Below are 16599 nucleotides of genomic sequence, written 5' to 3' on the forward strand. Positions count from 1 at the left end.
GGGTCAGTCGGTCGGTACGGCCCGTTCGGTACAGGTCGGTCGGTGAGACGTCAGTCGGTAAGGCTGCGGCGGTAGTGGACCAGCAACTCGCCCCAGTCGTCGACGCGAACCCGCCCGCTGCGGCGGAAGCCCATCGCCTTGTAGAGCCGATTGGCCCTCAGATTGTCCGCGTGCGTCCATAGTTGGGCCTCGCGGAAGCTGCCGGCCCGGGCCCGGGTGAGCACCGCCTCGACCAGAAGCCGGCCGACATGCTGGCCCCAGCGGTCAGGGGCCACGCTGAGCAGGGATATGTGCAGCAGCCCGGGCACGGGCGCACCCACGCCGTCCTGGTCCAGCCCCTGGATACCGAGGATCGTCCCGATCAGGCTGGAGGCTCCCGCCCCACCGGCCCCACTGGTCCCATCAGCACCGCCAGCACCACCGCCGTGGGAGCCGTTGCCAGAGCCGTTGCCGGAGCCGTCGTCGACCGAACCGTGAGCGAGCAGCAGTAAGGCCTCGGGCGCGGCCATCCGCTGCTGGGCCAGGGTTATATGGGCCTCCGGCAGTGGCCTGCCGTTGCGCCTTGCGACATGCGACGCCGTCCACAGCGCCACTGCCGTCTCGATGTCCGCGCTCGCAGCTTCGCGCACCACCACGGTTGCGCCCATACGCGTCCCCTGCCCCTCCGTTGTGCTCTGGCGCTCTCCCCCACCACTGAACCCGCTTTCTACCACGCCCTGATGGCGTCGGACGCGGACGAGCAACGGAAAAAGCGCCGACCTACGCGTTCCGCGCAGCTGAGGCCTCCTCCGGATCCCCGGCTTCCCCCGCTGCCCCTGCCGCCGCGCAGAGCCGGCAGCGACCGACACTGCCCGACACCGGACCGGCACTGCCCGGCACCGACCTGGGAACGGCCGCTGCTGCGCGGATCCGCGCCGACTTTCCACTTTTGCGCTGCCTGCTTTCCTCGCGACGCTTTTGTCAGCGGAAAGAACTGCGGGCCGGACAGGGGCCCAGGTCGGAGCCCCAGGCAGGACGGCGCAGGCAGGACGGCCGCTACCATGGTCGTCAGAAGCCTGGAGGTGTCAGTAGGTGCAGTACAAGCCTTTCGAATCCCGCACGCCGGACACGCAATACCACGACCTGCTCGAGCGAATTCTGAGCTCCGGCGAGAAGGTGCCCACCCGACAGGGACCCCAGGCATTGACGCTGATGCAGCAGACGATGCGCTTTGATCTGTCGAACGGGTTCCCGGTCATCACCGACCGGAACGCCAGCGCATTCTGGAACAAGCCGATCGGTGAACTGTGCGCCTTCATCAACGGCGCCACCACACTTGACGAGTTCGAGAGCTTCGGCTGCGACTGGTGGGGCGACTGGGCGACTCCTGCGAAGACGGCCTCCCGCGGCCTGCCGCCAGGCGATATCGGACCCGGTTCCTACGGCGCCGCGTTCCACGATTTCCCGACCTCGGAAGGCCCTGGCTTCGACCAGTTCAGCCACCTGGTCGAGCAGATCAACGAACTACCGGAACTCAGAACGCACTTCGTGTCGCCCTGGATTCCGCAGTACCAGGTGCGCGGCAAGGGCAAGCAGCCCCGTACGACAATCGCACCGTGCCACGGCTGGGTACACGTCAGGGTGCTCAATGGGCGACTGCACCTGCATATGTTCCAGCGCTCCGGCGATGTTCCCGTCGGCGTGCCGTCGAACATGATCCAATATGCCGCGCTGACACTCATGCTGGAACACCTCACCGGAATCCCCGCAGCCGCTTATTACCACACCATTTCGGACGCGCATATCTACGAGGACCAGATCAGTCAGGCCGAGACCATGGTCGGCAGGGAGCCGCGACGGCTGCCCACGGTGCGGCTGAACGACGCCGGGCGCGCGGTCGCCGATATCCACGACTTCCGGGCCGAGCATTTCGAACTCGCGGACTACGATCCGCACCCCGGGCTGCGCATTCCGGTGTCGCCATGAGGACTTCGATGATCGTGGCCGCCGACGAGGGCGACTCCATCGGCTTGGCCGGCACCCTGCCCTGGCATTTCCCGGCGGATCTCCGCCGGTTCAAGCAGCTCACGCTCGGGCACGCCGTGGTGGCGGGTCGACGTACCCACGACGAGATCGTGGCCCGGCTCGGACGTCCGCTCCCCGGACGTTTCAGCGTGGTGGTGACCAGCCGTCCGGGTCTCCCGAGCGGGTCGTCGGGCGGGTCCGGCAAGTCGGACGAGTCAGGCGCGGAGAACGCGGTCTTTCAGCCGGACGCAGTCGCCGCGCTCAACCTCGCCCGCGGTATCGAGTCCTTCGCCGGGCGGGACGAGGTCTTTGTCATCGGCGGAGCGCAGATCTACACCCAACTGCTCGGGGAGGTGGACCGGGTCTACCTGACCCGAGTGCACCGGCGGACCGAGGGCGACACCGTCCTGCCTGCGGGCTGGCTGGAACCCTTCTCGCTGATCGGGGAGGAAGACAGCGGTCAGGACCAGCAACTGTCCTTTCTGACCTACGAGCGTGCGCAGTCATGACCCTCTACTACCTCGGCAATTTCCGCACCGAGGAGCAGCGCTCGGAAATGCAGCGCCTGGAGGCGGCAGGCATCTGCATCTTCTGTCCGGGCCAGCTCCCCGAGAGTCCGGAGCAGCCCGTGGTCCTACGCACCGCGCACTGGACCGTGCGGCCCAACCGGTATCCGTACAAGGGAACCCAGGAGCACCTGCTGCTGATCCCGAACGAGCACGTCACGGACCTGGTTGAGCTGTCGCCCGAGGCCCAGCAGGACTTCTGGCAGGCGCTGGGCCAGGTGCGCGAGCAATATGCGCTGGCCTACTACGGCCTCGGGGCCCGCAACGGCGACTTCCGGTTCACCGGCGGCACGATAGAGCACCTGCACATCCATATCGTGGTGGGGGACGTCGACAATCCGGACCACGAACCGGTGCGGATCAAGCTCAGTTCGCGCCCGCAGCCGGAGTAGCACCCGAAGCCGGAGTCACGTCCACAGCCGGTGTCGCGTCCGCAGCGTCCACCGACTCATCGTTGCCGGCGGCCGAGGTGTCGACCCAGATCAGCTCCACCCCGGCCGCCCGGAGAATCGCGTCCCCGTCCAGCACCGCGTACGGTCCCGCGAAGAAGCAGCGCCGGAAGCCGGCCTCCGCGACCAGGCGGGCGCAAGCCGGACAGGGGAATGTCGACACATACAGGTCTGCGCCGGCCAGGGGCACTCCGGAGCCGGCGGCCCGGGCCACCAGCATCGCCTCCGCGTGGATCGCCGTGGACAGGTCCATGCGCAGGCCGCGGCTGAAGTCATTGCGGGGATCGCCGTCGAGGTACGGCGTGTACTCGGTCGGCCGGTGCTGATTGTGCGCGACGTCGATGACCTCGCCGTCGCGCACGGCGACAGCGCCCACCTGGCGCCACCAGTCGGAGCTCAGCCCCGCCTCCTCCGCGGCGCGCCCGAGCAGGCTGCGGGACAGCTCGTCCGTCGCCACGATGCCGTCGTACTCCGCCGGCCGCTGGACCTGGCTCCAACTCCGGTCCCAGCGGAGGAATGTGCGCTCGTAGACCACAGTCCGGCCCTGGTCGAGCCGGTAGCGGACGACGATGTCGCGCATCAGCTCCTCGTCCGGTACGACCAGGGTGTCGGCCACTACGGCAGCGGGGAGGTCAACACGTTCGACCACTGTCACCCGGGAGAGGCCGGTCGCCGCCTTGAGGGCACGGGCGGCGGTATCCGACGAGAGGGCCCGGATCTCCTTCTTCAGCACCGGGTGGTCGTCCGCGAAGCTCTCCCCCAGCAGCAGGGCCCCGGCCGCGTCGGCATGCCGGGTGAAGAGCGCCTCGTATCCGGCGTGGAAGACCGGCAGGTAGAGCAGCACCTGCTTCATGGGGTCTTCCCGATCTCGTCGATCACATCCTGCAGCAGGTCGGGCAGCCTTTCACTGAGCCGCTGCGACATCCGCTCGCCGAGGCCGAGTTGCAGCAGGCGGAGCCGCGCCGAGGTGCTCACGGTCGCCATCCGGTCCAGCACCTCGACCCGACCGCAGTGGTTCGCTTCGAGTTCGGCGATTTCCTCGGGCTTGTAGGTATCGGCGGTCGCGACCAGCACATCCGGCTTGACCGCGTCGATGAGCGACCATCGGGGCTCATTGACCTGCTTGAGGGTGACCAGGCCGACGCCGCGCTGATGGGTGACCATGCGGAGGCGCTCCGACTCGGGCACCGCGGGCCGCCACATGCCCTTGCGCTGACGGACCTTTTCGTCACTGTCGACGCCGACGATGAGGAAATCGCCGAACCGCCTCGCCGCCTCGAGGTACATCGAGTGCCCCTCGTGCAGGATGTCGAAAGTGCCGTTGGTCAGCACGACCTTCAGGCCGAGGACTCGCAGGGCGTCCACGATCTGGCTGATACGTGCGTAATCCGGGACATGGCGGAGCTCAAAGTTCGACGCGTCTGCGAAAAGGCCACTGGTGGGCACTACGGCAGCATTCCTGTGTTCGGAGGATCCGGGCTCAGCGCCGCCCGGCTCATCAGCCTGATCCCCATCGAGGTTCCCGGAGTACTTCTTCATTGAATGAGCGCCCAAACACGTCTTGGTTCCGACCGACCCGGCGCTACGGCATCACACACCACGCATCACACCGGCCACGTCCGGCCATGGTACCGGCGTTGGGCCCTCCCGCCACCGGAGCACAACACCCCGGCGCGATGCCCCGCCGGTGCGGTCGGCGGGCGCTCCTCGGTGCAGTGTCTCCTGACGCCCGTGCGCCCTCTCTGCGAGGTCAGCCCGCAGTCAGGGGCCCCATGCAGGCACATGCCGGCGAGACGACAGCGGCTCCTGACCGTTAGTCCTGGTCAGGAGCCGCTTTTCCCTGGTGGCGGGTAGAGGGTTCGAACCTCTGTAGGCAGAGCCGGCAGATTTACAGTCTGCGTGATGAATCGCCCGAGCACGGCCGCTGAACTGGGGCGTCTTCGCCTTGCAGGTCGTGGCAATCGCTCTTGGTCCGCTACTGGTCCGGATCTTGAGCGGAGGCGCTGCTGTCACCGTTCCAACGTAGGAGATCATCTCCCCTCAGTGAAGCTCCGCACTCGCCAGCTGAGCAGCCGTGTCACGACCATTGAGGCCCCCGTCGGCTTCTGTTTTGAGCTTCCTCAGCCCGCCACGCGCCTAGGGCACGGCTCCGGGAGGAGCGAAGGGCAGCGTCGGCCCTACACCTATCGAGCTGGCAGATGTCTCAGCTTCCGAACGATACAGCCGAACGAGGACACGCCTCTTCTACTAGATCAACTGTCCGAGTCCACTCATTTATGCAGGTCATGACGCTCCTGGGCAGGGAACCGACCTGTCGACCCAAGGCAAACTCATGTGTGCGCTGTTCCTGTAGCGGACTACCGCATGCAAGACTGGCAGAGTGAGTACTACTGGGGATCAGGGCTTCTACAGTCTCAAGCTGCAGTGGCCGACCGAGCAGCCGAAGGCTCGCCCGGCGAACCAGTTTGCACTTGGCTTGGGTATCCCGACCAAAATCGGGAATCCTGATGCCATCTACCTGGTTATCGGTCACGCGGAGCCTCCCTTCATCTCCCCTGCGGAGTTGCCAACTGAGGGCGAGGAGATCGAGCCAGTAGGGATCGAGGTACTGGGTAGGTACGTGATGACACGCAGTCGCCTGGGCGAGTTGATCGACATGCTCCAGCAGGCTGCAGACATCTTCGACCAGGCACTTGGGGGTGAGTTTGATGCAGAGCAGTCAGTTTAAGGCAGTAGGAACCTCTATGCCGTCCACCGTCACTGCAAGGCATCCGCTGGTCAGCTGGGTCACGAACGAGAGAACTGCGACCAGGACAGCTGCCGCGTCTGGCGGTAGCCAGGAAGCGGCAGCCCGGGAGTACGGCAACACCGTAAATGCGCCACTGAACAGGTCGACCGTCGTTGCACTCCGCGAGATGTTGAAGTCCGATGCAGTTCCCCGACGAACGGTGCGTCGCCGAGAGTGAGTAGCCTTTCGTGGCGACAGGCCGCGAAGGACGACCGAGTCCTGCTTCAAGATTTCGCCTGTACAGAGCCGCAGCAAAAGCTTCAAAACGGTCGCAAAGCCCCCCACGCCCGCCCCTGGGAGTGGGGGGTTCAGGCATGGTTTCGCGACAGGCAAAGCGCCCTTGCGGATGCGGCCAGGTACGCCAAGCATGGTGGCCGCCTGCTAGTAGCCACAAAGGATGGGCACACTGGATTTGCGGCATGCGTATCACTGGCGCATCTCACGGAACCCAGCATTGAGACTCCCCTTCGGACACAGATGGGGTGGGACGGCCCAATTTGGGCGCTTAAAGCCCTAGCCGTACATTCAAATTTACAACGGCAGGGAATTTCTTGCGAAGTATACGAATACGTATTCCAGGAAATTTTGAAAGAAGAAAACTATTCTGACACGCTGGTGATTGCGCGAATTCATCCAAGTAATTTGGCCAGCGAAAAGGCCGCTGAGCGCGCGGGGTTTGGATTGATTAACGATCTTCCTCAGCCTGATGAAAATCGCAACTGGGTGAGCATGCTCATTGATGAAGCCTGACCGCCCAATCGCATCAAGGCACACAACCGCAGTAAGTGCCGAGGATCTGCGGAGATCTTTCCCCCGAGATCACTCCTGAGAGCCACCAACCGAATCTATGGCCGTAACCCACGGGGTAAGGCAAGATCTACATGCTCTCGCCCATCGCGCGGTCAGCGCTGGACTAGCGCATGGAACCAAGGTCACTGACGGCCGATCACGCCACGGAGCGACCAGTCGATTGAAGACAGGTGCCCAGAACCCGGCTGGATCACGCCCCTCCAAAGCGACGAACATCCCCGCCTCCTAGCCATGGCGTCAGGCAGGATAGACGGGGAAGAGAGTCCCCAACTTGTCGGGGGCCGGGAGCGAAGGGAGTCAGGTGCGCGACACCGCAAGCAAGCGCATCGGTTACCGACAGATCGCCGATCAGCTGCGGACCAGGATTGAGTCTGGGGCCTACCCGTCAGACGAAGCACTTCCGTCCGAAGCCCTGCTCACGACGGAATTCTCTGTCGCACGCGACACCGTGCGCCGCGCACTCGATCAGCTTGAGGCCGAGGGCCTGATCAACACTGTCCACGGCCGTGGACGCTTCGTGACCGAGACTGCGGGGGGACGGCCAGTGGGGACCAAGCATGATCAGGTGGCGGAGTCGCTGCGTCAGCGAATCCAAAGTGGGAAGCTCAAGCCTGGCGCGGCCCTGCCCACAGAAGCCGAGATCTGCACTCAGTTCGACGTCTCGCGCACTACGGCGCGCAAAGCGTTCGCGGAACTGGAGCGGGACGGCCTTGCCCGCAGTGAGAAGGGTCGGCCCCGGGTGGTCACCACCCCCCCTGACTTCCACGACACCGGAGACCGGTCAACCGCCTGGATCGTGCACGGGGAAACCCCCATCTATGAGAACTACTGGGTGACCGTGACCCAAGCGGACATCCAGACGCCGGACGGGGAGCGCTTCGACCACCACAAGGTCTACCTTCCGCCGGCCGCGATGACCGCGATGCTCGATGACGACGATCGAGTGTTCATGATGTGGCGGCATCGGTTCGTCTCCGACACCTGGAATTGGGAACTCCCTGGTGGAGTCGTGGACGATGGCGAAGAACCGGCAGTGACAGCAGCCCGGGAGATCCTGGAGGAGACCGGCTACCGTCCCACTGGCGCACTTGAGCACGTCGTCAGCTTCGAGCCGATGATTGGCACGGTCAGTAGCCCTCACCACGTCTACGTGGCGCGCGGTGTGGAGAAGGTAGCCGAGCCGACCGAGGTCAATGAAGCACAGCGGACGGCCTGGATTCCCTTGAGGAAGATCCCGGAGCTGATCGCCCGTGGCGAGGTCGCCAACTCCGGCGCCCTGGTGGCCGTCTTCTACCTGCTCGCGACCGAGCGGCAGAAGTCACCCCGTCAGTAGAAGGTTCGCGATCCGGCGGCGTTGACGGGCTGATCCCGTCAGCGCCGCCAATTGCTGTGCCCGCTCCGCTTCCGTTCGCGCCTGGTCCGTCTCGCCCCGCATGGCCAGCGCCATGGCGAGGTCGCAGCGAAGCCCAGCTTCGGCGCGGTTGAAGCCTTCATCCATGGTTTCCAGTGCCCGGGTGAGGTCAGCAATTGCCTCTTCCAGGCCAAGGCGTGCCAGGCAGTTCCCGCGCCAGCGGGCCAGGTGGCCGCCTGCAAGGAACAGGAAGGGAAGCTCTGGGTCGGATGGATCGCTGGGCAGGACTGCTTCCGCCGCTTCAAAAGCTCGCAGCGTGGCCGTGGTGTTCTGGCTTCCGCCGGCCGCGAGGGCCTCGGCTTCGGCAGCATGGAGCCAGGCCCGCACCAATGGATGGAGCCGGAGGCCAGCGCTTGCATGCGCGTGGTGCATCAGCTCTGCGGCCTCTGCTGGCTGGTCAAGGTCAAGCAGAACGTACGCCTGCTGAGCAGTGACGTGAGCAAGCAGAGTGCTGTTCTCAGACTCCCGGGCCGCTGATTTCGCGACCTCATGAAGTTGCCAGGCTTCCCGGTAGTGACCAAGGTCGAGGGCCTGCCATCCCGCGAGCGCCGCAGCCTCCGTAAGGGCGGCAGCAATCGGCCTGCGCGTTCCGGGTGAGACTCCGTGCCGGAGAAGGTTCTCCATCTGTTCCACATGAGCCCGGGACTGCGGTAAGAGCTTCTGAGCGCCGAGCCGCCGATCCATCTGCCGAATGTTCTCCGTCACGGACTCGAAGATCGTGACGAGTCCAAGGTCAGCGCTGGTCGCGGCGAACAGCTCCCGCTTGAGTGCCAGAGCTTCGTCAAGCTCTACCTCCGGAGGCTCATCGTCCGGTAGGCAGCCAAGCTCAGCCGGGGTCGCCTGGTAGACGTCACAGAACAGTTGAAGGTAATCGCCCGCGAGCGGCCTGCGGTCGTACTCCCACTCGCGGATCATGCGATCCAAGCTCTCATCCGACGAACCGAGAGCTATCCCACGCCTCTTGGCCGCCTGGCGCAAGTGATAGATGAGCTGGGACTTCTTCATGTCCCGCGCTGTCCTGGCGTCCTGTAGTGCGGTCATCCGCCACCCCCAAAGCCGTTGGACCCATTGTGACCTGTCGGTCCGACAGGGGGGGATGTCCGCCTCTGCTCCCCCCTTGCTCCGTTATTTCCGCAGGTCGGAGCGGGCATCCTCGTATTAGCGGGACAGCGCCCCGCAAGGAATCACCGCAATGCCCTTGACGGGTAGTCCGTTACCCGTATGCTGTATCTAGACGTCTAGATACAGCAGTCGTCAGCTCGGAGCGAACGGGGATGACCCGTTGGAAGCGCTCGTTTCTTGAGAACTGAATAGTGATCGTGCGGGACTGACGCGAGAGGCACGCCTGCTCTCCCCCTACGCCGTGGCCGGCCGCCCCTTGGGGGGTGTGGGGAAAGACAGCTAGGTCCCAATGCATGTGGCGGGATGAGACAGACCGCCCCCCGGGCGAACGGGGTGATGTTCGTCGGCGACAGCCAGCCAAGCAACCCATCCCGGTTCGGGGGTGGGTGTGTCGCCCTGCTCGTGCTGAGCAGCGAGGAAGCACCGGTTCAGGCCCGTTAGTCCTGAGCGCGTCCCCGGAGCAGTCCGGCACCCGCATCGCGGCGGAGGCGCGCACGACGGTTCCGGCACCCCGCCGGGCCTATCCAGAGGAGCAGGACATGGGATTCAAGTCAGGCGACCGTGCCACCGTGGTCCGCGACAACTACCCCGACCCCAACAGCCGGTCCTTCGTCGGTACCACCGGCCAGGTCACCTCCGCCGACAGTCGGATCGTGGCCATTCGCCTCGACGGCGAGACCAAGAGCTACGGCTTCGCACCCGAAGAGGTCGAACACGCCTGAACCGCCAGCGCGCCCCCGGAGCAGTCCGGCACCCGCGTCACGGCGGAGGCGCGCACGCACGACCACACAGTGCGGCCCCGGTGTCCTACCACCGGGGCCGCTTTCGCAGGAACCTAGTTGGAGGTCCCCGCAATGTTCAGCTTGACAGAGGAAGAGCGGCAGGCGCTGTCGGACAAGGTCCGGGACGCCAACCGCCGCAGCGAGACCGGGCGCGGTGGCAAGTGATGAAGACCTTCATCGGCCATAACGAGGCCCGTAGCACTGACGAGTTCATCGAGCTGGCCCTTGGCACGCCGCTGGAGCTGTGGCTCGGTGTCGAGGGTGAGAGCGACTTGGAGCGGGCGGCGCGGCAGGCTGCGGCGCGTGACATCCTGGCCGAGGACCCCGACCTGATCGACCGCGTTTCCCACCTGGCCGCCGACCTGCTCGACATGATCCCCCTGCACCGCCAGCGCCCGGCCCGTCGGCCCGCGAACAGGACGGCGGTGGCGGCATGACCATCACCCCGCAGCGCCTGGCCGCGATCCGCGTCCTGGGCGACGACGAGTTCCGCGATGTCCTGGTCATGGACGACGCGGTGGAGGACCTGTTGGCCGAGGTGGACGATCTGCGGGACACGGTGCGCAGGCTGGCCCTGGTCCTTCGCGGCCTGCACAACCGCCGGAGCGGCCGATCGGTGCCGATCATGGCCGATTTGGGCTACGCCGCAGACGAGGCTGAGGGAATCGTCCGGGGGTGGCAGGCGTGAGCCGCAATCCCAAGATCCTGCTCGTCCTGGCGCTGGTGGCCGTGGTCCTGATGGCGTTCCGGGTGTCCTGGAACGCGCTGCGGGACGTGGCCCGTGCCATCGGTGCGGATCACACCGCCGCTGTGCTGTACCCGTTGGTGGTCGATGGGCTGATGGGTCTGGCCCTGGTGGCGTCCCTGGTCCTGTCTGCGTCGGATCGGAAGTTCGCGCTGCGGGTGCTGGCCGGCTACACCGCCGCCTCGCTGGTCCTGAACTACGACCACGGGATGGTGGCCGCGATCCAGTCCGGCAGCCGGGTGCACCTGGCCGACTGGTCGCCTGCCAACTGGGCGCTGATGCTGCTGGCGACCTCGCTCCCGGTCGGGTCGATCGCGTTCGGGGCGGACCTGGTGGCCAAGGTGCTGCACCACCAGCCGGACCCCGACCAGTCGGCACAGACCACCATAAAAGGGTCGGGGTCTGACCTCGACCAGTCGGCCGACCCCGCCCCGGTGGAGTCGGTTTACCTGGCACCCGTTCTACCGCCCGCCGCCGTGCCGGCTGCGGCTCCGGCCGTGATTGCAGCGGCTGCCCCGGCTCCCGTGCTGGCGTCGGTTCCGGTGGCGGTGAGTCGGCCGCGCCGGGCGACCGGCACCGTGCCGACCGCTGCCAAGAACAGGCAGCCGACCCGCACGCCCGCCGAGCTGCTGGACGAAGCCCGGTCGGCAACGGCCGGTTGGCCCGACGCCCACCTGACGGCCGACCGGATCAGGGCCGAAGTCCACACCAGCTCCGTCAACGCCCGGACCCTGCGGGACGCGTTGAAGGCTGAGCGGGGGATCGTGTGAGGTTCTATGACCCCACCGGTACCCGCTTCGGCCTGCCGACCTTCCCGCTCCGCCTGGCACCCGATGGCCTGGCCACGCGCCGGCAACTGCGCGCGAAGGGCCTGCGCCCCGGTGGTCAGGATGTGGCGGCTCAGCTCATGTGGTTCTCCCGCTACGGCCACGGTGTGGCGGTGGCGTTCCTGTACCGCCTGGACCTGGCGCTGCCGGTGCGCCCGATGACCGCGCCGAGGTGGGCTGCGCTGGCTGCGGCGATGCTCGCGCGCCGGACCTGCCCCGCCTGTCGGCGCGATGCAGGCTACGTCATCCCCGCCTCGTTGGGGACCTGCGTCCCGTGCTCGGAAACTGCGGCCCTGGCCGCCTGACCTCACCTGGAGACATGCCATGCAGTCCACGATCACCACCGTTGCCCTGCCGCAGGCGGCCGGGCCGATCGCGCACTTCGTGACTCTGGGCGGGGCCCTGGTGGCCCTGGTCCAGGGCTTCGACCCGGACGCCCACCTCTACAGCGTGCGGGCCAACCCGAAGCACGCCCCGGCCGGTGGATGGCCGGTCTACACCTGGCACTGCCTGGGCTGCTGGGCCGCCCGCTCCGGCGACACCCCGAGCACGGACCTGGCCGCCATCCGGGTCGCCGCCAACGACCACGCCGGCACCTGCCGCGCCGTACCGCAGCCCGACCAGCACCGCTAGTCCTGCCGCCGGGGCACGTCACAGCCGCCAAGCAAGAGCCGTGCCCCGGCTCACCCGCTCCGCCATCCCGAAGGACACCTGAGAGAAGGAAGTCCCAGTGAATCACCCCGTAGAAGACCCCGACCCGCAGCACGCCGCCACCGGCGCGCTGGCCGTGGATGCGGAGGTGCTGGACCTGGACCGGGCCCGCGCCGCCCGCGACGCAGAACCCGCCGTCGTGCCCACCGCGGCCGTGCCCGCCCGGGAGTCGGTGTACCTGACCGAAGACGACCCGGACCAGGATGAGGCACCGGTGCCGGCGGACCCGCCGAACCTGCCCGCCCCGGGCATCGTCCTGGAGAAGCGGCGGCCGATCCTGCCCGGATGGGCCAGCAGCCGGCCGGACTTCGTCACCGCGGCTCAGCGCACGGCCGCGCACTTCGGGTACGCGGTGGCGTTCCACGGCATCCGCACCCCGTACTACGGGGTGCGCCTGGCCAGCACCGCCCCCTGGGGTGCGCTGCGGTTCGTGCGTGCCACGAACCGGTGGGTGTGGGACCTGGACAGTGCCCCGCTGCGCGCCGCCGCCGTGCGCGCCGAGGACGCTGGCCAGTACATGACCTTGACCCGTGCCCGTGACCGGCACGTGCGCTGGCGCGGCCTGGTGGCCACCGTGGCGTCGGTGTTCGGCCTGGTCATGGCTCTGTCCATGTACGTGCTGGCCCCGGGCTACCTGCTCGCGTTCGCCGGCGCCGCCCTGCTCGCATTGGGGGTGGCCGGGCAGCCGAAGGACAAGCCCATCATCGGCCCGGCCGTTGTCAGGACGCACCTGGAGAAGCTGACCACCTCCATCGTGCTGCGCGCCCTGGGCTCGATCGGCAACGCCACCATCAACAAGGCGCTGGGCAAGGGCGGGGAGGGCGTCCGCTTCACCTCCGAGATCACCCGCGACGGCCCCGGCTACCGCGCCGACCTTGACCTTCCCTACGGCGTCACCCCCGAGGACGTCATGGAGAACCGCCTCGCCCTGGCCTCCGGCCTGCGCCGCAAGCTTGGCTGCGTGTGGCCCTCCCCGGACCCCAACGAGCACGCCGGCCGCCTGGTCCTGTGGGTGGGCGACAAGCCCATGAACGAGACCAAGAAGCCCGCATGGCCGCTGCTGAAGACCGGTGGGGTGGACCTGTTCAAGCCCGCCGTGTTCGGCAACGACCAGCGCATGAGCGAGGTCAACGTCACGCTGATGTTCGCCTCCGTGGTCGTCGGCTCCATCCCCCGCATGGGCAAGACGTTCCTCATGCGGCTGCTGTTGCTGATCTGTGCCCTGGACGTGCGCGCCGAGCTGCACGCGTTCGACTTCAAGGGCACCGGCGACTTCGGCCCCCTGGAACCGGTGTGCCACCGGTACCGCTCCGGCGAGGAAGACGACGACCTCGAATACGTCGTCGCCTCACTTCGCGAGCTGCGCGAGGAACTGCGCCGCCGAGCCAAGGTCATCAAGACCCTGCCGCGCAACCTCTGCCCCGAGAACAAGGTCACCAGTGCCCTGGCCAGCGACAAGAAGTACGGGCTGCACCCCATCGTCGTGGCGCTCGATGAGTGCCAGGTGGCGTTCGAGCACCCCGAGTTCGGGGCGGAGATCGAATCGATCTGCACCGACCTGGTCAAGCGCGGCCCCGCGCTGGGCATCATCGCGATGTTCGGCACCCAGCGCCCGGACGCCAAGTCCCTGCCCACCGGGATCAGCGCCAATGCCGTGCTGCGGTTCTGCCTCAAGGTCATGGGCAACGTCGCCAACGACATGGTGCTGGGGACCAGCATGTACAAGGCCGGGTACCGGGCCACCATGTTCTCCCGCTCGGACCGCGGCATCGCGTGGATGGCCGGCGAGGGCGATGACCCGCGGATTGTGTGCTCCGCGTTCGTGGACGCCGTGGGAGCCGAGAGCGTGGCACTGCGGGCTCGGAAGATGCGCGAGGAGTACGGCAACGTCACTGGCCACGCGATCGGCCAGGCCCCCGCCGCTGACACCGCCCCCACGCACGACCTGCTCGCCGACATCCTCGCCGTGGTCCCGGTGGATGAGGAGAAGGTGTGGAACGAGAAGGTCGCTGTGCGTCTGGCGGACCTGCGCCCGGAGGTCTACGCCGGGTGGAAGGGCGAGACCGTGACCGCCAACCTCAAGCCCTTCGGCATCACCGCACAGGACGTCTGGGGCACCCCGACCGGCGGAGGCAAGGGCACCACCCGCCGCGGCATCGCCCGCGCCGACCTCACCACGGCACACACGGAGCGTAGCCGAAACAGCTCCGGGAGCTGAGCGGAACGGGTGCTAGACCTAGCAGCCACACCTGCTAGGTCTAGCACCCCTCCTAGCACCAAAAACCCGCACTGAGCAGGGATCTAGTACCTAGCATCCCACCTGCGGAAACCCCCGAAAACCCCTGTACGAGCCCCTGGGAGAGTCCCGTGCTCGCCGCTATCGCCTGCCTACTCATCATCACTCTCGGTTACGTGTTCCTATGTGCAGTCTCGCCGTTCGGGCGCTGCCGCAAGTGCAACGGACTGGGCTTCGCGCTCCACACCGACCGCAAGGGGCGCCCGCGCCGCGGCAAGGACTGCCGCCGCTGCAAGACCACCGGCGCCCGCATCCGGTTCGGCCGGCACCTGTTCAACCTCGCCGCGGACCTCCACCGCGAGGGCACCCGCTAACCCAACCCGCCACCGCTTCAAGGCTCTTGGGAGACCCCGATGCTCCTCACGATTCCGCTCGTCTTCGCCTTCGGCCTGGCCCTGGCGTTCCTGCTGCGCGCCAAGACCCTCGGCTTCGGCTCTGCGTTCATCGCCGCCATGTTCGGCTTCTACCTCTCCGCCACCGGCGCCGCCAAGCCCATCAACACCCTGATGGTCGCCGCCGCTGCGGCTCTGCTCCACCTCCACTGACCAGCACTGACAATGCGTCAGGAGACCTGCTGTGTACCCCACCAACGAACCAACCACCCGCCGCACCCCGGCCCTTACCGACCTCGCCCCCAAGACAGTCCCCGCCCTGGCCACCTCCACCATCCTGGTCCTAGCCCGGGTCTGGTCCGCCAACGGCGCCCACCACAGCACCGGGGACGCGGCCCTGATGACCACCCTGGCCATCGGTGCCGCAGTCGCCGGCAGCCTGAGTGCCAACGCCGCCAACGGCGACAGCACCACCTCGACTATCGCGTTCACCGCCTCCGGCACCCTGGCCCTGGCCGGAGTCGCCGCCTACGCCACCGGCCTCGCCCTGCCCCTGCTGCTCTGGTCCGTCGCCACGACCCTGGCCTACGTGCTGTCCGCCAAGCACTGGCGCACCGACCGCCGAGAGACCGTGGCGTTCGAGCGCGCCACGGTCGTGCGGCACGAGGACCACCGGCACACCGAGACCGTGGAAATCATCCGGGCCCGCGCACAGGTCGAGGTCGCCCAGCAGGTAGGGGTCTACGCCGTAGCGCTGGAACAAGCCCTCGCTGCCCGCGCCATCCTGCCTGGTTTCAGCCCGGCTGCGATCAGCGCCACAGGGCTACCAGCCCTGCCGGCGGCTTCCGCCGACGGCGCCTGAGCAGCAGTCCTCAGCGTAAGGAGAGGGATGCTGATGCCCGCAGTGCTTGGACAGCAACGCCTGACCGTCATTCCGCTGGTACTCGCGGATGCTTGTGCCGTGGTAGACCGCTACCACCGCCATCACCGCCGTCCGTTGGGTCACCGTTTCTCGCTGGGTGTCCTGGGTGAAGACGGGGCCCTGCACGGTGCGGCGATCGTCGGGCGCCCCGTCGCCAGAGCCCTGGATACCGGGTGGCAGGTCGAGGTCACCCGCGTGGCTACCGACGGCACGCCGAACGCGTGCTCAGCTCTATACGGAGCAGCTGCACGCGTGGCAACCGCGGCAGGGTTTCAGCGCGTTTTGACCTACACCCAAAGCGGCGAGTCCGGCGCCAGTTTGCGCGGTGCTGGTTGGACGCAGGTAGCCGTTCTGCGGCCACGTACCGGGTGGGATACGCCCTCGCGGCACCGGGCCGATCGCGGCACGGACGGGGTGGCTCGCATCCTGTGGGAACGCGCCTGCCGCAACGCTCCACCGCTGCCACCGCTCAATGCCTTGCGTGACGAAATACGTGACGTAATGCGGTGCCTGGAGTGTCCGAACCCCATCCCCCGGCGTACCGGGCCGGGACGCCCCTCGCGCTACTGCTCACCAGCGTGCCGGCAACGCGGATACCGAACCCGCCAACGAGCAGGACACGAGTGAACGGGTGGCATGAGGCGATGACCACCAACGCCCGCAGCGCTCACCGTCGCAACGCGAGTGCGGACATGATGCCCAGCACCGCATCACCCGGCATTCGGATCTACGCCCCACCTGGCATGGGGCCCCGCCACCGGAAGCCGACTTCGTCTGCCGGTGCGGACGCGCGGAAGCCGCCAAAGGCCGAGCCGCTTGCCTGGCGCTGATCCA

21 protein-coding genes and 1 tRNA gene are annotated in these 16599 nt (G+C 67.2%); 17 read left to right on the forward strand and 5 right to left on the reverse strand.

Annotated features, from left to right (window positions below; translation table 11 throughout):
- Nucleotides 1-50: 50 nt before the first annotated feature.
- Complete coding sequence (locus ACEZDG_RS07800) at nucleotides 51-647, reverse strand: GNAT family N-acetyltransferase (RefSeq protein ID WP_380504432.1); 597 nt, start codon at nucleotides 645-647, stop codon at nucleotides 51-53.
- A 424-nt stretch (nucleotides 648-1071) separates the two neighbouring features.
- Between ACEZDG_RS07800 and thyA the strand changes: the two genes are divergently transcribed.
- From thyA to ACEZDG_RS07815, 3 genes are read left to right on the forward strand one after another with little or no spacing between them, the layout of a single operon-like run.
- Nucleotides 1072-1965, forward strand: a complete 894-nt coding sequence (thyA, locus tag ACEZDG_RS07805; protein WP_380504435.1) for a thymidylate synthase — start codon at nucleotides 1072-1074, stop codon at nucleotides 1963-1965.
- On the forward strand, nucleotides 1962-2513 hold the full coding sequence (locus ACEZDG_RS07810; RefSeq protein WP_380504438.1) for a dihydrofolate reductase: 552 nt from the start codon (nucleotides 1962-1964) through the stop codon (nucleotides 2511-2513). Before thyA ends, ACEZDG_RS07810 begins: the two co-directional genes overlap by 4 nt.
- Nucleotides 2510-2962 carry an HIT family protein gene (locus ACEZDG_RS07815; RefSeq protein ID WP_380504441.1) on the forward strand — a complete coding sequence of 151 codons (453 nt, stop codon included), beginning with the start codon at nucleotides 2510-2512 and terminating at the stop codon, nucleotides 2960-2962. Before ACEZDG_RS07810 ends, ACEZDG_RS07815 begins: the two co-directional genes overlap by 4 nt.
- Here the strand turns inward: ACEZDG_RS07815 and ACEZDG_RS07820 are convergent.
- The 3 genes from ACEZDG_RS07820 to ACEZDG_RS07830 all read right to left on the reverse strand — a co-directional run bounded on the left by ACEZDG_RS07820 (nucleotide 2937) and on the right by ACEZDG_RS07830 (nucleotide 4942).
- Entirely contained in the window at nucleotides 2937-3872 is a 936-nt protein-coding gene (locus ACEZDG_RS07820; RefSeq protein WP_380504444.1) for a deoxycytidylate deaminase, read from the reverse strand. The genes ACEZDG_RS07815 and ACEZDG_RS07820 overlap by 26 nt on opposite strands.
- Complete coding sequence (locus ACEZDG_RS07825; RefSeq protein WP_380504446.1) at nucleotides 3869-4558, reverse strand: adenylyltransferase/cytidyltransferase family protein; 690 nt, start codon at nucleotides 4556-4558, stop codon at nucleotides 3869-3871. The genes ACEZDG_RS07820 and ACEZDG_RS07825 overlap by 4 nt, the downstream gene beginning before the upstream one ends.
- 302 nt (nucleotides 4559-4860) lie before the next feature.
- Nucleotides 4861-4942 (reverse strand) — tRNA-Tyr (locus tag ACEZDG_RS07830).
- A gap of 457 nt (nucleotides 4943-5399) precedes the next feature.
- On the opposite strand from ACEZDG_RS07830, the gene ACEZDG_RS07835 reads away from it, so the two are divergent.
- From ACEZDG_RS07835 to ACEZDG_RS07845, 3 genes are all read left to right on the forward strand, one after another.
- A complete protein-coding gene (locus tag ACEZDG_RS07835) occupies nucleotides 5400-5747 on the forward strand; it encodes a hypothetical protein (protein ID WP_380504449.1) in 348 nt (115 codons plus the stop codon).
- A 234-nt stretch (nucleotides 5748-5981) separates the two neighbouring features.
- Nucleotides 5982-6557 carry a GNAT family N-acetyltransferase gene (locus ACEZDG_RS07840; protein ID WP_380504452.1) on the forward strand — a complete coding sequence of 192 codons (576 nt, stop codon included), beginning with the start codon at nucleotides 5982-5984 and terminating at the stop codon, nucleotides 6555-6557.
- 361 nt (nucleotides 6558-6918) lie between these two features.
- The gene (locus tag ACEZDG_RS07845; RefSeq protein ID WP_380504455.1) at nucleotides 6919-7950 is read left to right on the forward strand and encodes a GntR family transcriptional regulator; all 1032 of its coding nucleotides are present in this window, start codon (nucleotides 6919-6921) and stop codon (nucleotides 7948-7950) included.
- Here the strand turns inward: ACEZDG_RS07845 and ACEZDG_RS07850 are convergent.
- On the reverse strand, nucleotides 7936-9033 hold the full coding sequence (locus tag ACEZDG_RS07850) for a hypothetical protein (RefSeq protein ID WP_380504457.1): 1098 nt from the start codon (nucleotides 9031-9033) through the stop codon (nucleotides 7936-7938). The two genes, ACEZDG_RS07845 and ACEZDG_RS07850, sit on opposite strands and share 15 nt — an antisense overlap.
- Before the next feature lie 656 nt (nucleotides 9034-9689).
- On the opposite strand from ACEZDG_RS07850, the gene ACEZDG_RS07855 reads away from it, so the two are divergent.
- The 11 genes from ACEZDG_RS07855 to ACEZDG_RS07905 all read left to right on the forward strand — a co-directional run bounded on the left by ACEZDG_RS07855 (nucleotide 9690) and on the right by ACEZDG_RS07905 (nucleotide 16392).
- Nucleotides 9690-9872 (forward strand): hypothetical protein, encoded by a 183-nt coding sequence (locus ACEZDG_RS07855; RefSeq protein ID WP_380504460.1) that lies wholly within the window; start codon nucleotides 9690-9692, stop codon nucleotides 9870-9872.
- Nucleotides 9873-10096: 224 nt separating this feature from the next.
- Nucleotides 10097-10369 (forward strand): hypothetical protein, encoded by a 273-nt coding sequence (locus ACEZDG_RS07860; protein ID WP_380504462.1) that lies wholly within the window; start codon nucleotides 10097-10099, stop codon nucleotides 10367-10369.
- Nucleotides 10366-10620 carry a hypothetical protein gene (locus tag ACEZDG_RS07865; RefSeq protein ID WP_380504465.1) on the forward strand — a complete coding sequence of 85 codons (255 nt, stop codon included), beginning with the start codon at nucleotides 10366-10368 and terminating at the stop codon, nucleotides 10618-10620. Before ACEZDG_RS07860 ends, ACEZDG_RS07865 begins: the two co-directional genes overlap by 4 nt.
- Nucleotides 10617-11447: a DUF2637 domain-containing protein gene (locus ACEZDG_RS07870; RefSeq protein ID WP_380504468.1), complete on the forward strand. Its 831-nt coding sequence runs from the start codon at nucleotides 10617-10619 to the stop codon at nucleotides 11445-11447. Before ACEZDG_RS07865 ends, ACEZDG_RS07870 begins: the two co-directional genes overlap by 4 nt.
- Complete coding sequence (locus ACEZDG_RS07875; protein ID WP_380504471.1) at nucleotides 11444-11809, forward strand: RRQRL motif-containing zinc-binding protein; 366 nt, start codon at nucleotides 11444-11446, stop codon at nucleotides 11807-11809. Before ACEZDG_RS07870 ends, ACEZDG_RS07875 begins: the two co-directional genes overlap by 4 nt.
- A gap of 19 nt (nucleotides 11810-11828) precedes the next feature.
- Nucleotides 11829-12137: a hypothetical protein gene (locus tag ACEZDG_RS07880; RefSeq protein WP_380504474.1), complete on the forward strand. Its 309-nt coding sequence runs from the start codon at nucleotides 11829-11831 to the stop codon at nucleotides 12135-12137.
- A gap of 97 nt (nucleotides 12138-12234) precedes the next feature.
- A complete protein-coding gene (locus tag ACEZDG_RS07885) occupies nucleotides 12235-14433 on the forward strand; it encodes a cell division protein FtsK (protein WP_380504477.1) in 2199 nt (732 codons plus the stop codon).
- 149 nt (nucleotides 14434-14582) lie between these two features.
- Nucleotides 14583-14825 (forward strand): hypothetical protein, encoded by a 243-nt coding sequence (locus tag ACEZDG_RS07890; RefSeq protein ID WP_380504480.1) that lies wholly within the window; start codon nucleotides 14583-14585, stop codon nucleotides 14823-14825.
- A gap of 39 nt (nucleotides 14826-14864) precedes the next feature.
- Nucleotides 14865-15056: a hypothetical protein gene (locus ACEZDG_RS07895; protein ID WP_380504483.1), complete on the forward strand. Its 192-nt coding sequence runs from the start codon at nucleotides 14865-14867 to the stop codon at nucleotides 15054-15056.
- Nucleotides 15057-15087: 31 nt separating this feature from the next.
- Nucleotides 15088-15705 (forward strand): hypothetical protein, encoded by a 618-nt coding sequence (locus ACEZDG_RS07900; protein ID WP_380504486.1) that lies wholly within the window; start codon nucleotides 15088-15090, stop codon nucleotides 15703-15705.
- 33 nt (nucleotides 15706-15738) lie between these two features.
- On the forward strand, nucleotides 15739-16392 hold the full coding sequence (locus ACEZDG_RS07905; protein WP_380505447.1) for an XF1762 family protein: 654 nt from the start codon (nucleotides 15739-15741) through the stop codon (nucleotides 16390-16392).
- Nucleotides 16393-16599: the final 207 nt, after the last annotated feature.

Source organism: Streptacidiphilus alkalitolerans (assembly GCF_042511045.1).
GTDB classification, from domain to species: Bacteria; Actinomycetota; Actinomycetes; order Streptomycetales; family Streptomycetaceae; genus Streptacidiphilus; species Streptacidiphilus alkalitolerans.